The sequence below is a fragment of the Pseudomonas sp. B14(2017) genome (assembly GCF_002113255.1).
Taxonomy (GTDB): Bacteria; Pseudomonadota; Gammaproteobacteria; order Pseudomonadales; family Pseudomonadaceae; genus Aquipseudomonas; species Aquipseudomonas putida_Z.
This window is the reverse complement of sequence record NZ_NEJY01000001.1, coordinates 1-13337: the sequence shown is the minus strand read 5'-3', so window position 1 is coordinate 13337 and position 13337 is coordinate 1. Positions and strand designations below refer to the sequence as shown.

Sequence of the window (13337 nt, the reverse complement as noted above, 5' to 3'; positions counted from 1 at the left end):
ACCTGAAAGTCAGGCCTTTTCGCACATCCCCGCCAGCGCCTTCACCCACTCCGGGTGATCATTCAGGCAAGGCACCAGCACCAGCTCCTGCCCGCCGGCCTCGACAAACTGCTCGCTCCCGCGCATGCCGATCTCTTCCAGGGTCTCGATGCAATCGGCCACGAACGCCGGGCACATTACCAGCAGCTTCTTCACCCCGGCCTTGGCCAGCTCGTCCAGCCGCGCCTCGGTATAGGGTTCGATCCACTTGGCCCGCCCCAGCCGTGACTGGAACGACACCGACCATTTGCCATCGGGTATGCCCATTTTCTGCGCAAAGGCCCTGGCCGTTGCCAGGCACTGCCCGCGGTAGCACACCGCGCGCATATCGGCACTGGCATCCTTGCAGCAGTCGGCCGCCTGGAAGTCATGCTTGCCGGTCGGGTCCAGCTTCTTCAGGTGCCGCTCCGGCAAGCCATGGAAGCTCAGCAACAGGTGATCGTAATCCTGCTCCAGGTAAGGCCGGGCGCTGGCGACCAGTGCCTCGATGTAGTCCGGGTGCTCGTAGAACGGCTGCAGCACGCGCAGCTGCAACGGCAACTGGCGTTCATTGACTGTCTGCCTGGCCAGTTCCACCACAGTGGTCACCGTGCTGTCAGCGAACTGTGGGTACAGCGGCGCCAGGGTCACCTTGCGCACACCCTGTGCCACCAGGCGCTCCAGCACCTCGGGCAAGGCCGGCTGGCCATAGCGCATGGCAATCTCCACCGGGCCATGGGGCCAGTGCTCGACCATCGCCGCCTGCAGGCGACGGGTCAGCACCACCAGCGGCGAGCCCTCCTCCCACCAGATCGAGCCATAGGCGTGCGCCGACTGCTCCGGGCGCTTGACCAGGATCAGCGACACCAGCAGGCGCCGCACCGGCCAGGGCAGGTCGATCACGTACGGGTCCATGAGGAACTGGTTGAGGTAGCGGCGCACATCGGCCACCGAGGTGGAGGCCGGGGAACCCAAGTTGACCAGCAGCAGGGCGTGATCGGTCATGCAGCGTCCTATGTCAGAGGCGGCTGGACAGGTTGTCCAGGGCCGATTGCAAATCGTTGAAGCGGAAGGTGAAGCCTGCCGCCAGCAAGCGTACCGGGCGGGCGCGCTGGCCGCCGAGCAGCAGGGTCGACAGCTCACCCAGCCCCGCTTTGAGCAGCAGTGCCGGCACTGGCAGCAGCGCCGGCCGGTGCAAGGTGCGGCCAAGGCGCCTGGCGAACTCGCGGTTGCGCACCGGCTCCGGGGCGCAGGCATTATAAGGACCGCTGGCATCCTTGTGCTGCAAGAGAAAATCAATCAGGGCGACCTGGTCGTCTATATGGACCCAAGGCATCCACTGCCGCCCGTCGCCCAAAGGCCCGCCCAGCCCCAGTTTGAAGGGCAGGCGCAGGCGCGACAAAAAGCCGCCGTCACTGGCCAGCACCAACCCGGTACGCACCAGCACCACGCGAATGCCCTGAGCCTGCGAACGCATCGCTGTCTCTTCCCAGGCAATGCACAGTTGGCTGGCGAAATCTTCGCGCACCGGCGGTGAAGCCTCGGTCAGCTCACGTTCGCCACCGTCTCCGTACCAGCCCACCGCAGAGCCGGAGATCAGCACTTCCGGGCGCTGTTCGCGGCTGCCCAGCCAGGCCAGCAACTGCTCGGTGAGGGTGACGCGGCTGGCCCACAGCAGGTTGCGCCGGGCCGCCGTCCAGGGCCGATCGGCAATCGGCGCGCCGGCCAGGTTGATCACTGCGTCCAGATGATCATCCGCCTCCAGTTGCTCCAGGCGGGCAATGCCACGCACGCCGTTCCCACAAATTTTCGGCACCTGCTCAGGTCGCCGGCTCCATACCGTCAAGCGATGACCCTGGCCGAGCCAGTACTGGCACAGGTGCTTGCCAATCAACCCGGTGCCGCCTGTCAGCAATATATGCATGGCTGTGTCCTCGCAGAATGCGGCGGTGGTCTATTTTTAACATCAAGGCACTTTTTTGACCCGACGCTCTCGGATAAACATAGGCCAACCTGCCTGCCAACACGGAATAACCTTATACAAAATTTGATCATTGTACAGGTTTGCCTGACAGCGTAGTCTGCTTACAGCAAGGTTTGAAGAGGCCATCATGACAGTACCTATTGCCATCATCGGGGCCGGTATCGCCGGTCTGTCAGCCGCCCAGGCCTTGCAGAAGGCCGGGCAATCCGTGCATTTGTTCGACAAGGGCCACGGCAGTGGCGGTCGCATGGCTAGCAAGCGCAGCGAAGCTGGCGCGCTGGACCTCGGCGCCCAGTATTTCACCGCCCGTGACCGGCGCTTCGTCGAGCAGGTACAGCAGTGGGTTGCCGCTGGTTGGGCCGAGCAATGGAAGCCACAGCTGTACAATTACCGCGATGGTGAACTCACCCCTTCACCCGACGAGCAGACGCGCTGGGTGGGCGTGCCGCGCATGAGTGCAATCACCCGCGGCCTGCTCAAGGATGTGACGGTCAACTTCGGCTGCCGCATCGCCGAAGTGTTCCGCGGCAAGCAGTACTGGCACCTGCAGGACACCGAAGGATGCAGCCACGGCCCCTACAGCCGCGTGGTGATCGCCGTGCCGGCACCACAGGCCACGCCGTTGCTGGCCGCTACCCCGAAGCTCGCTGCCGTGGCCGCCGGTGTGCAGATGGAGCCCACCTGGGCCGTCGCCCTGGCCTTCCAGACCCCGCTGGACACCCCGATGCAAGGCTGCTTCGTGCAGGACAACCCGCTCGACTGGCTGGCGCGCAACCGCAGCAAGCCCGGGCGTGACGAGCAGCTCGACACCTGGGTACTGCACGCCACCTCGGACTGGAGCCGGCAACACATCGACCTGCCCAAGGAAGAAGTGATCGAACAGCTGTGGGGCGAGTTCGCCGAACTGGTCGGCTGCGTGGTGCCGGCACCTAATTTTGCCTTGGCCCACCGCTGGCTTTATGCCCGCCCGAGCAGCAACCATGAATGGGGCGCGCTGGCCGATGCTGACCAAGGTTTGTACGCCTGCGGTGACTGGTGCCTGTCCGGCCGTGTCGAAGGCGCCTGGCTCAGTGGTCAGGAAGCGGCGCGTCGGCTGCTCGAACACCTCGAGTGATGTAGGGTTATACAAAAAAACTGGTTTGCATAACTTCCGGGCTGTGCTGGAATGAACCTGTACAACTTTTTAGTCTCGTACAGGTTTTTGGAGGCAGCACATGCACGACTCATTTGCCCACAGCAAGCCGCGTATCGCCATCAGCGCCTGCCTGACCGGGCACAGCGTGCGCTATAACGGTGGCCACAAGGCCTCCGACCTGTGCCGTATGCAACTCGAGGAACATTTCGACTGGTTGCCGGTGTGCCCGGAGGTGGCCATCGGCCTGGGCGTGCCGCGCGACCCGATCCGACTGGTCGGCAACCCCGAGCAGCCGGAAGTGGTAGGCACCCGCAACCCCGGCATGGACCTGACCGGCCCGCTGCGCAACTACGGCGAGCAAATGGCAGCCGAACTCGACGATATCTGCGGCTACATCTTCATGCAGAAATCGCCTTCCTGTGGCCTGGAGCGGGTCAAGGTGTACCAGGACAATGGCCACCCGGCCTTCCACGGTGGGCGGGGCGTGTATGCCCAGGCGTTCTGCGCACGGCGCCCGGACCTGCCGGTGGAAGAAGAAGGCCGCCTGCACGACCCTGTGCTGCGCGAGAACTTCATCAGCCGTGTGTACGCCTATGCCGACTGGCAGCGCCTGCTGGCCGAAGGCCTGAGCCGTGGCGCCTTGGTGCGGTTCCACTCGCGCTACAAGTACCTGCTGATGGCCAACAACCCGCAGGCCTACCGCAGCCTCGGGCGCCTGCTCGGCAACATGAGCAAGGACGATGACCCGCAAAGCATCGGCCCGCGCTATTTCAGCCAGCTGATGCAGGCCCTGCGTCGCTGTGCCAGCCGTGGCACTCATTGCAACGTGCTGCAGCATCTGAGCGGCTACTTCAAGGACACCCTCACACAGCAGGACAAAGCCGAGCTGCAAGCCATCATCGGCCAATACCACCAAGGCGTGGTACCGCTGGTAGTGCCGCTGACCCTGCTCAAGCACCATTTGCGCAAGCACCCCGACCCGTATCTGCAGCAGCAGGCCTACCTGCAGCCGCACCCCGAGCGCCTGGGCCTGCGCAATGGCGTCTGAAATCCTGTTGCCCATCGGCGAGCTGGCTCGCCGCACGGGCGTCAATCCCGTCACCCTGCGCGCCTGGGAGCGCCGCTATGGCCTGCTCAAGCCCCAGCGTACCGCCAAGGGCCATCGCCTGTATCCGCTGGAGCAGGTCGAACGCGTCGAGGCGATCCTCGCCTGGCTGCAACGCGGCGCCTCCGTCGGCCAGGTACGCGAGCTGCTCGACAAACCGGCCAGCACGCCACCGAAAGGCGACTGGCAAGCCCGGCAGTTCCAACTGGTCGAGGCCATCGCCACGCTGTCGCAGCGCGCCCTCGACCAGCAGCTCAACCAGGCGATGGCCCTTTACCCGGCTGTCACCCTGTGCGAGCAATTGCTATTGCCGCTGCTCGACCTCCTCGACCTGCGCTGGCGCAACTATTTCAATGCACGGCTGGAGCAGGTGTTTTTCCACAGCTGGCTGCGCAGCAAGCTGGGCGCCCGGGTCTACCACGACAACCAGTTGCTGCAAGGCCCTGCCATCTTGCTGACCGAACACAGCGAACACACCTTCAGCCCCGGTTTGTGGTTGTGCGCCTGGCTGTTCACCAGCAACGGCCTGCCGGTCGAAGTACTGGAGCACACCATTGCCGGCGCGCACCTGCAACGCGCCGTAACCATGCTCAAGCCGCGCGCCGTGCTGCTGCACCTGGGGCCACGCATCGATGACAAGGCGCTGCAACGCACCCTGTCCAACCTGCCCGTACCGACCCTGGCCGGCGGGCCGATGCTGGCGCTGCACGAAGCCCGGCTGCGTGCCCTCAGGCTGCCCAACCTTGCCCTGTTCGATACCCCTCAGGCGGCATTGCGTTTGCTGCAAGCCCATGACCGCCAGCCTGGAGAGATGACCGCACCATGCACCTGACCTGGCTGCGCAGCGACCTGCGCATCGATGACAACACCGCGCTCAGCGCCGCCAGCGAACGCGGCCCGGCCCTCGCCCTGTGGCTGGTCAGCCCCGGGCAATGGCTGGCCCACGACGACGCCGCCTGCAAAGTCGACTTCTGGCTGCGCAACCTGCGCGACCTGCGCCAGGCGCTGGAGCGCCTGAACATCCCCCTGCTGATCCGCAGGATCGACACCTGGGACCAGGCGCCACAGGCCGTACTCGATGTCTGCCGCCAGCATCAGGTGCAAAGCGTGCACTGGAACGAGGAGTACGGCATCAACGAGCAACGTCGCGACGACGCCACCCGCGCGCTGCTGGAAAAGTCGTCCATCCAGGCCCACAGCCACCTCGACCAGCTGTTGTTCCGCCCAGGCACCATCCTTACCCGCAGCGGCGACTACTTCCAGGTGTTCAGCCAGTTCAAGAAGAACTGCCTGGAGCACCTGCACCGCGGCCTCCCCGCCCTGGCCCAGCGGGTGAAACGCCAGGCACCGCTGCAGGTCAGCAGCGACCCGATCCCCCAGCACGTGGACGGCTTCGAAAAACCCGCGCAAACACTGCGCGACCACTGGCCGGCCGGCGAAGCCGAAGCGCAGGCGCGGCTGACCCGTTTTCTCGACGAAACCATCGACGACTACCAACAGCTGCGCGACTTGCCTGCCAAGCCCGGCACCAGCCAGCTCTCGGCCTACCTGGCCGCAGGCGTGATTTCACCGCGCCAGTGCCTGCACGGCGCCCTGGCCAGCAACCGCGGCGAGTTCGACAGCGGCAGCAGCGGCGTGCAAACCTGGATCAACGAGCTGCTCTGGCGCGAATTCTACAAACACATCCTGACCGGTTATCCACAGGTCTCGCGTCACCGCGCCTTCCGCGCCCAGACCGAAGCCCTGCCCTGGCGCGATGCACCGGCCGACCTCGAAGCCTGGGAACAGGGCCGGACCGGCTTCCCGATTATCGACGCCGCCATGCGCCAACTGCTGGATACCGGGTGGATGCACAACCGCCTGCGCATGATCGTGGCCATGTTCCTCAGCAAGAACCTGTTGATCGACTGGCGCAAGGGCGAGCGGCATTTCATGCGCCACCTGATAGACGGCGACCTGGCCGCCAACAACGGTGGCTGGCAGTGGAGCGCGTCCACTGGCACCGACGCAGTGCCCTATTTCCGCATCTTCAACCCGGTTTCGCAGTCGCAGCGTTTCGACCCGCAGGGGCGTTTCATTCGGCACTGGCTGCCGGAATTGCAGGGGCTGGATGAAAAAGCCATTCATTTCCCCGTGAAGTCGGCCGATCTTTTTGCTAGATATTCCTATCACAGTCCAATTGTCGATCTCGACAGCAGTCGTCAGCGCGCACTGGAGGCATTCAAGAACCTCCCGCGCCGGCAGGATCAGAGGGCAGCATCTTGAACAACGCACGCAGTATCTGGGTGACGGGAGCAGGCAATGGACTTGGCCTGGCGTTAGTGGAAGGGTTACTCGAGCAAGGACACCGGGTAGCTGCAAGCGGCAGGCATGGCGAGGCACTGGATGCCTTGGCTGCACGCTATGGCAGCCAGCTGTTGCGCTTGCCGTGGCAGTTGCACGAAGAACACCAGGCGGCCCAGGCCAGCCAGCAGATATGCCATGCCTGGTGCGCGCTGGACGGTTTGATCATCAATGCCGGTACCAGCGACTACCTGGCGGACGATGTGGCGGACAGCGAGTTGTTCGAGGCGATCGTCACTGACAACCAGTTGGCCGGCGAGCATTGCCTGGCCAAAGCGCTACCTTTGCTGGCGAAGGGTGACTCACCCCAGGTGATGGCGGTGTTCAACCGTTATTCGGCGCTGCAGTTGCATGCACCGACGCAGGCGCCTGCGGGCTGGAACAACATGCCGCAGTGGATGCGCGAGCAGCGTCAGGCGTTGAAGGCGCAGGGGGTCGAGCTGACCGTGGTGGGGCCGCAGTCGCTGAAGACACCTGTGACACCGGCGCAGGCGATACCGGAGGCGTGGACGCCGCAGAATGCGGCAGAAGAGCTGCTGCGGCGGTGGCCGCAGAGGGAGCCCGAGCTTGTGCTGGAGGCTTTGGATCTGACTAGCCTGTGGCCTTTGCCACTCAAGTAATCGATGTGGTGACCGTTCCGGCCCTATCGCCGGCAAGCCGGCTCCCACCTCGACCGCATCGGCTTGAAGTCATGCGCATAACCTGTAGGAGCAGCCTTGTGCTGCGAAGAGGGCAGTAGGGCAGCAGATGTTCTTCTGCAGCAATGGCTTCTTCGCAGCACAAGGCTGCTCCTACAAGGTGATGAGGTAGCCTGAGTAATGGAGCAAGACAGTTGCTCCTCCAGGTACCTCATAGATCTCAAGCTATGTAAGCCCCCTGTGGGAGCGGGTTCACCCGCGAAAAGGCCGGCACAGGAGAGCTCAGAGCGCCATGCGGTAATGCAGGCTATAGCTCTCCACCCCATCGTTGGGCTGCTTGATGCCTGCGTTGGAATAGTGAATCGCCCGCACGCCAATCTCATGCCCACCGGCAAAGCGCAATCCAAAGCCGATACGGTCCTCGAACTGGAATGCCGAGCCCAGCTCGTTGTCTTCCAGCTCGGTGCTGGAGAATGCCGCCACGCCAATCCCCGCCTCTATATAAGGCTTCACCGACTCCCCGGCAAACTCGTAGACGAACACCGGCGCGAACGACAGGCTATGGTTGCTCGCGGTCTCGTCACCATCCCAATAGGTGTAGGCCCCATCCCAGTACCCCGTCAGGCGCCCGACGCTGGTCTGCCACCAGCTCGCATCCCAATTCGATTGCAGCCCCAACCGATAGACCATGGTCGAGTCACCGGTCTGCCCCACCGAAAACGAAACGTCGGCAGCCTGCGCCGCCAGTGAGTGCCCCAGGGTGAAGACGGCAGCCGCCGCCAAGCCAAGCAGCTTCTTCATGAGCAACATCCTTCTTTGCTGTTATTGGTATCCGCCTCATGTCAGGCAAAGCGATAGAAAACGGCAGTGGTACGATAGTTCAGCTTCTTTTCACGTTTTTTTCACAATGAAAAGCTTTGCACACTGTCGGACTTATGCCACAGCAAAGGTAGGATTTTTCTGAGTGATTGCGGATCGGCGCTGGTCCAGAAGCGGGTATCCCGGGCTGGCCCATCGGCCAGCAGGTCATCCGCGCCCAGCAGCCGCTGCAGTTGGCGCGCCACTGCGGCACCGGTGTCGATGATGGCCACGTCGGCTGGCACCATGCCGGCCAGCAACGGGCGCAGGAAGGGGTAATGGGTGCAGCCGAGGATCAACGTGTCGCAGCCAGCGGCCAGCAACGGCTGCACATAACCTTGCAGCAACTGGCGCAGCGCCGGACTGGCCAGGTCGCCGGTCTCGATCAGCTCGACCAGCCCCGGGCAAGGTTGGGTGATGACCTGCACGTCATTGGCAAAGCGGTCGAGCAAGGCGGCGAACTTGGCGCTCTGCAGGGTACCTGTGGTGGCCAGCACACCGACCACGCCCGAGCGCGTGGCGGCGGCAGCAGGCTTCACCGCCGGCTCCATGCCCACCAGCGGCCAGGTCGGGTACAACTCGCGCAGGTCGGCCACCGCCGCCACCGTGGCGGTATTGCAGGCCAGTACCATGGCCTTGGCACCCTGTTCATGGAAGAACGCAGCAATGCGTCGGAGACGCTCACGGATATAGTCCGGCGACTTCTCGCCGTAGGGTATGTGCCCGCAATCGGCCACGTAAAGCAGCGTCTCGTTGGGCAGCAGGCGCTGGATCTCTGCGAGCACCGACAAGCCGCCGACTCCGGAATCCATCACGCCGACCGGCGCCGAGCGCTCAGCCATCGCGCTTGCCGCAGACCGCACAGGCCGGGTCGCGCTTGACCCGTAGCTCGCGGATACGAGTGCCGAGAGCATCGATCAGCAGCAGGCGGCCGACCAGCGGCTCGCCGAACCCGGCCAGCAGCTTCATCGCCTCCAGCGCCTGCAGGCTGCCCACCAGGCCCACCAGCGGGCCGATCACACCGGCTTCGCTGCAGGTCAGTTCGGCTTCGCTGCCATGGCCGTACAGGCAGTGGTAGCAAGGGCTGTAGTCACGCCGTGGGTCGAATACCGACAACTGCCCTTCCAGGCGGATCGCCGCACCGCTGACCAGCGGCTTGCCAGCCGCGACACAGGCGACGTTGACCGCCTCGCGGGTACCGAAATTGTCAGAGCAGTCCAGCACCAGGTCCACCGCTGCCACCGCTGCCGCCAGCGAGTCCTCGTCCAGAGCCTGGCGATGGGCAACCAGGCTGATTTCCGGGTTGATCGCCTGCAAGCGCTGCAAGGCCGAATCGACCTTGCTCATGCCGACGCTGGCACTGTCGTGGATCACCTGGCGTTGCAGGTTGGTCAGGTCGACGGTGTCGAAGTCGGCCAGGTGCAGCTCACCCACCCCGGCAGCGGCCAGGTACAAGGCGACTGGCGAGCCAAGGCCACCGAGCCCGACGATCAGCGCCTTGCTCTGCTTGAGCCGCAACTGGCCGTCGATGTCGATCTGGGCCAGCAATACCTGCCGGCTGTAACGCAGCAGTTCCTGATCACTCAGCATGGCAGGCGCCCCAGGGTAATGCGTTCATGGCCGCCCAGGTCCGTGCGGCTGGCGACCTCGATGAAGCCTTGTTCAGCCAGCAAGGCGCGCACCGCCGCTGCCTGATCGTAGCCGTGTTCCAGCAGCAACCAGCCACCCGGCACCAGGTGCGCGGGGGCCTGGGCAGCGATTACGCGCAAGTCGTCCAGGCCATCGGCGCCGGCCACCAGCGCGCTGCTGGGCTCGAAGCGTACATCACCGGCGACCAGGTGCGGGTCTGCGGCGGCGATGTAGGGCGGGTTGCTGACAATCAGGTCGAAACGCTCGCCGGCCAGGCTGTCGAACCAGTGGCTGAGCCGTACCTGGGCGTTCGCCAGGCCCAGGCGCTGGCGGTTCCGCTCGGCCAGGGCGGCGGCCTCCTCCACCCGGTCCACTGCAGTTACCTGCCAGGCCGGGCGATCGCTGGCCAGGGCCAGGGCAATCGCGCCGGTGCCGGTGCCCAGGTCAAGGACCTTGGCCGGCGTGGCGGGTTGCAGTTCAAGCGCGGCTTCGACCAGCAGCTCGGTATCCGGCCGCGGGATCAGGGTATGCGGCGCCACCTCCAGGTCGATCTTCCAGAAGCCCTGCAGCCCGAGAATGTAGGCGACCGGTTCGCCGCCACGGCGGCGCTGCAGGTAGCCGGCATAGGTCTCGGCATCTTCGCTGCTGACGATTCGCTCGGGCCAGGTGTGCAGGTAACTGCGCGACTTGCCGATGGCCGCGGCCAACAGCAGCTCGGCATCCAGCCGCTCGGTGGGCGATTCTGGCAACTGCGCGTTGCGCAGCAGGCTGGCGATGATGGTCATCAGTCCCCCAGGGCGGCCAGTTGATCGGCCTGGTATTCGGCCAGCAGCGGTTCGATCACCGCCTCCACGCCACCGGCGAGGATGTCGTCCAGCGAGTACAGGGTCAGGTTGATGCGGTGATCGGTCACCCGGCCCTGTGGATAATTGTACGTACGGATGCGCTCGGAACGGTCACCCGAGCCGACCAGCAGCTTGCGCTCGGTGGCGATGGCGTTCTGCGCGGCGCTGGTCTGCATGTCGTTGAGCTTGGCCGACAGCCAGGACATGGCGCGGGCACGGTTCTTGTGCTGCGAGCGCTCTTCCTGGCACTCGACCACGATACCGGTGGGCAAGTGGGTGATCCGGATCGCCGAATCGGTCTTGTTGACGTGCTGGCCACCGGCACCGGATGCTCGGTAGGTGTCCACGCGCAGGTCGGCCGGGTTGATCTCGATGGCCGCCTGTTCGTCCGGCTCGGGCAGTACCGCCACGGTGCACGCGGAGGTGTGGATACGGCCCTGGGATTCGGTTTCGGGCACGCGCTGTACGCGGTGCGCGCCGGACTCGAATTTGAGCTTGCCGTACACGCTCTCACCCTCGACGCGGGCGATGATTTCCTTGTAGCCGCCGTGCTCGCCTTCGTTCTCGGAGAGGATTTCCAGGCGCCAGCCACGCTTTTCGGCGTAGCGCGAATACATGCGGAACAGGTCGCCGGAGAAGATCGCCGCCTCGTCGCCACCGGTGCCGGCACGGATTTCGAGGAACACGTTGCGGCCGTCGTTGGGGTCCTTGGGCAACAGCATGCGTTGCAGCTGCGACTCCAGCGTCAGCAGTTGTTCCTTGGCTTCACGCACTTCTTCCACGGCCATTTCGCGCAGGTCCGGGTCACTGTCCTTGAGCAGCGCCTGGGCACCTTCGAGGTCGTCCTGGACTTTGCGCCACTCTTTATAAGCAGCGTAGACCGGCTCGACTTCGGCGTATTCACGGGAATAGGCGCGAAAGCGCGTCTGGTCGGAAATGACCTCGGCATCACCGAGCAGTGCGGTGAGTTCTTCGAAGCGGTCCTGGAGGATTTCCAGTTTGTTCAGCAGCGACGCTTTCATTGCGGGGATTTGTCCGTCGAGCCCTCGTTGAGGGCAAAGAGTTCCTGGGCCATGGCCAGCGCATCGAGGCGGCCCTCGGCCGAGAGCCTTTTCAATTGCACGCTGGGTGCGTGCAGGAGTTTGTTGGTCAGCCCCCGGGCCAGTTGGGCCAGTACCTCTTCGGGGTTGCCGCCGTTGGCCAGCAGTCGCTGGGCCTTTTGCAGTTCTTCGTCGCGCAGGCGCTCGCTTTGCTGGCGATAGGCCTTGAGCACATCCACCGCGGCCAGCTCGCGCAGGCGCAGCATGAAGTCTTCGGCCCCCACCGACACCAGCTCTTCGGCGGCCTGGGCCGCGCCCTGGCGACTCTTGAGGTTTTCCGCCACTACGTCGTGCAGGTCATCGACAGTGTACAGGTAGACGTCGTCGAGTTCGCCGACTTCGGTTTCGATATCGCGCGGTACAGCAATGTCGACCATGAAAATCGGCTTGTGCCGGCGCTGTTTCAGCGCGCTCTCGACCGCGCCCTTGCCGAGGATCGGCAACTGGCTGGCGGTGGAGCTGATGACGATGTCGCTGTTGGCCAGTTCCTGGGGGATGTCGGCCAGCAGAACGGCGTGCGCACCGAACTGCTCGGCCAGGATGCTGGCCCGCTCAAGGGTACGGTTGGCCACGACGATGCGGCGCACGCCCTGCTCATGCAGGTGGCGGGCGACCAGGGTGATGGTTTCGCCGGCGCCGATCAGCAGGGCCTGGCTGCGGCCCAGGTCGCTGAAGATCTGCTTGGCCAGGCTGACCGCGGCAAACGCCACCGACACCGGGTTTTCACCGATGGCGGTGTCGGTGCGCACCTGCTTGGCGGCGCTGAAAGTGGCCTGGAACAGGCGCCCGAGCAATGGGCCGACGGTGCCAGCCTCACGCGCCACGGCGTAGGCGGACTTCATCTGGCCGAGGATCTGCGGCTCGCCGAGCACCAGGGAGTCCAGGCCGGAGGCCACCCGCATCATGTGCTTCACCGCCTCGTGCTCTTCGTGCACGTAGGCGCTGGCGCGCAGCTCGTCCAGGCTGAGGCGGTGGTAGTCGGCGAGCCATTGCAGCACCACATCGGCGGACAGGTGGTCCTGCTCGATATAGAGCTCGCTACGGTTGCAGGTCGACAGAATCGCCGCTTCGCGGCTGGATGTCAGCCGGCAGAGCTGCTGCAGGGCGTCTACCAGCTGCTCTGGGGTAAACGCCACGCGCTCGCGTACGTCTACCGAGGCAGTCTTATGGTTGATACCAAGTGCAAGAAAGGCCATGCAAGGTCGCTGGTTGTGACGGGAAGCCGATAATTGTCCTCTTTCGCAGGTTTTTGGACAACCACCGTTCGCTATTGCGCTGATAGCGCTGCGGCTATCGCCGGCTTCAGGCCAGCATCAGCGGCAACTTCAGCTCACACCCCCGCTTTTGATCTGGCTTTTGATCTTGATCTTGATCTTGATCTTGATCTTCGCGACTTCAGGAGGCCGAACGCAGGCCTTGCGGAGGGAGGTGACGGGCATGGATGCCCGTCAAGCGCTGAGGCCCCATGGATGGGGCCTGCAGCGCGTACTCCCGGGAGCAAGGCCGGAGTGAGGGAACCCCGGAGCGCAGCGTAGGGGCCGGATGATGGGAGCGCAGCGTTTTTTGGTTACTTTTTGCCGCGTTTGGCAAAAAGTGACTCGCCGTAAGGGCGAAAAGGTGAGTCAGCGTCGCCATCGCAAACGGACTGTTCGCCATATCAAAACCGTCGCTTAAGCTTTTTG

General features: G+C 64.3%; 13 protein-coding genes. 5 read left to right on the top strand and 8 right to left on the bottom strand.

Annotated features, from left to right (window positions below):
- Window positions 1–9 precede the first annotated feature (9 nt).
- Window positions 10–1023, bottom strand: coding sequence for a ferrochelatase (hemH, locus tag CAG34_RS00065; protein WP_085587348.1), 1014 nt, complete (start codon window positions 1021–1023; stop codon window positions 10–12).
- A gap of 13 nt (window positions 1024–1036) precedes the next feature.
- Window positions 1037–1942 carry a TIGR01777 family oxidoreductase gene (locus CAG34_RS00060; RefSeq protein ID WP_085587346.1) on the bottom strand — a complete coding sequence of 302 codons (906 nt, stop codon included), beginning with the start codon at window positions 1940–1942 and terminating at the stop codon, window positions 1037–1039.
- Between the two features lie 187 nt (window positions 1943–2129).
- On the opposite strand from CAG34_RS00060, the gene CAG34_RS00055 reads away from it, so the two are divergent.
- From CAG34_RS00055 to CAG34_RS00035, 5 genes are all read left to right on the top strand, one after another.
- Window positions 2130–3116, top strand: a complete 987-nt coding sequence (locus CAG34_RS00055; protein ID WP_085587344.1) for an NAD(P)/FAD-dependent oxidoreductase — start codon at window positions 2130–2132, stop codon at window positions 3114–3116.
- Window positions 3117–3216: 100 nt separating this feature from the next.
- Window positions 3217–4185 (top strand): DUF523 and DUF1722 domain-containing protein, encoded by a 969-nt coding sequence (locus CAG34_RS00050; RefSeq protein ID WP_085587342.1) that lies wholly within the window; start codon window positions 3217–3219, stop codon window positions 4183–4185.
- Window positions 4175–5074, top strand: a complete 900-nt coding sequence (locus CAG34_RS00045) for a MerR family transcriptional regulator (protein ID WP_085587340.1) — start codon at window positions 4175–4177, stop codon at window positions 5072–5074. Before CAG34_RS00050 ends, CAG34_RS00045 begins: the two co-directional genes overlap by 11 nt.
- Window positions 5065–6507 (top strand): deoxyribodipyrimidine photo-lyase, encoded by a 1443-nt coding sequence (gene phrB, locus CAG34_RS00040; RefSeq protein WP_085587338.1) that lies wholly within the window; start codon window positions 5065–5067, stop codon window positions 6505–6507. The genes CAG34_RS00045 and phrB overlap by 10 nt, the downstream gene beginning before the upstream one ends.
- Window positions 6504–7205 carry an SDR family oxidoreductase gene (locus CAG34_RS00035; protein WP_085587336.1) on the top strand — a complete coding sequence of 234 codons (702 nt, stop codon included), beginning with the start codon at window positions 6504–6506 and terminating at the stop codon, window positions 7203–7205. The genes phrB and CAG34_RS00035 overlap by 4 nt, the downstream gene beginning before the upstream one ends.
- 300 nt (window positions 7206–7505) lie before the next feature.
- On the opposite strand, the gene CAG34_RS00030 is transcribed toward CAG34_RS00035, so the two are convergent.
- From CAG34_RS00030 to hemA, 6 genes are all read right to left on the bottom strand, one after another.
- A complete protein-coding gene (locus CAG34_RS00030; RefSeq protein WP_025337686.1) occupies window positions 7506–8024 on the bottom strand; it encodes an acyloxyacyl hydrolase in 519 nt (172 codons plus the stop codon).
- Window positions 8025–8125: 101 nt separating this feature from the next.
- The gene (gene murI / locus CAG34_RS00025; protein ID WP_085587334.1) at window positions 8126–8923 is read right to left on the bottom strand and encodes a glutamate racemase; all 798 of its coding nucleotides are present in this window, start codon (window positions 8921–8923) and stop codon (window positions 8126–8128) included.
- Window positions 8916–9671 (bottom strand): molybdopterin-synthase adenylyltransferase MoeB, encoded by a 756-nt coding sequence (locus tag CAG34_RS00020; RefSeq protein WP_025337684.1) that lies wholly within the window; start codon window positions 9669–9671, stop codon window positions 8916–8918. The genes murI and CAG34_RS00020 overlap by 8 nt, the downstream gene beginning before the upstream one ends.
- The gene (gene prmC / locus CAG34_RS00015; protein WP_013970910.1) at window positions 9665–10495 is read right to left on the bottom strand and encodes a peptide chain release factor N(5)-glutamine methyltransferase; all 831 of its coding nucleotides are present in this window, start codon (window positions 10493–10495) and stop codon (window positions 9665–9667) included. Before prmC ends, CAG34_RS00020 begins: the two co-directional genes overlap by 7 nt.
- Window positions 10495–11577 carry a peptide chain release factor 1 gene (gene prfA, locus CAG34_RS00010; RefSeq protein ID WP_013970909.1) on the bottom strand — a complete coding sequence of 361 codons (1083 nt, stop codon included), beginning with the start codon at window positions 11575–11577 and terminating at the stop codon, window positions 10495–10497. Before prfA ends, prmC begins: the two co-directional genes overlap by 1 nt.
- Window positions 11574–12851: a glutamyl-tRNA reductase gene (hemA, locus tag CAG34_RS00005; protein WP_085587332.1), complete on the bottom strand. Its 1278-nt coding sequence runs from the start codon at window positions 12849–12851 to the stop codon at window positions 11574–11576. Before hemA ends, prfA begins: the two co-directional genes overlap by 4 nt.
- Between the last annotated feature and the right edge of the window lie 486 nt (window positions 12852–13337).

Bases quoted from the DNA above. Each gene is read 5' to 3' on its own strand.
- CAG34_RS00060 (WP_085587346.1), bottom strand. From the start codon at position 1,942: ATGCATATATTGCTGACAGGCGGCACCGGGTTGATTGGCAAGCACCTG.
- CAG34_RS00020 (WP_025337684.1), bottom strand. From the start codon at position 9,671: ATGCTGAGTGATCAGGAACTGCTGCGTTACAGCCGGCAGGTATTGCTG.
- hemH (WP_085587348.1), bottom strand. From the start codon at position 1,023: ATGACCGATCACGCCCTGCTGCTGGTCAACTTGGGTTCCCCGGCCTCC.
- prfA (WP_013970909.1), bottom strand. From the start codon at position 11,577: ATGAAAGCGTCGCTGCTGAACAAACTGGAAATCCTCCAGGACCGCTTC.
- murI (WP_085587334.1), bottom strand. From the start codon at position 8,923: ATGGCTGAGCGCTCGGCGCCGGTCGGCGTGATGGATTCCGGAGTCGGC.
- phrB (WP_085587338.1), top strand. From the start codon at position 5,065: ATGCACCTGACCTGGCTGCGCAGCGACCTGCGCATCGATGACAACACC.
- CAG34_RS00055 (WP_085587344.1), top strand. From the start codon at position 2,130: ATGACAGTACCTATTGCCATCATCGGGGCCGGTATCGCCGGTCTGTCA.
- hemA (WP_085587332.1), bottom strand. From the start codon at position 12,851: ATGGCCTTTCTTGCACTTGGTATCAACCATAAGACTGCCTCGGTAGAC.
- CAG34_RS00030 (WP_025337686.1), bottom strand. From the start codon at position 8,024: ATGAAGAAGCTGCTTGGCTTGGCGGCGGCTGCCGTCTTCACCCTGGGG.
- CAG34_RS00045 (WP_085587340.1), top strand. From the start codon at position 4,175: ATGGCGTCTGAAATCCTGTTGCCCATCGGCGAGCTGGCTCGCCGCACG.
- prmC (WP_013970910.1), bottom strand. From the start codon at position 10,495: ATGACCATCATCGCCAGCCTGCTGCGCAACGCGCAGTTGCCAGAATCG.
- CAG34_RS00050 (WP_085587342.1), top strand. From the start codon at position 3,217: ATGCACGACTCATTTGCCCACAGCAAGCCGCGTATCGCCATCAGCGCC.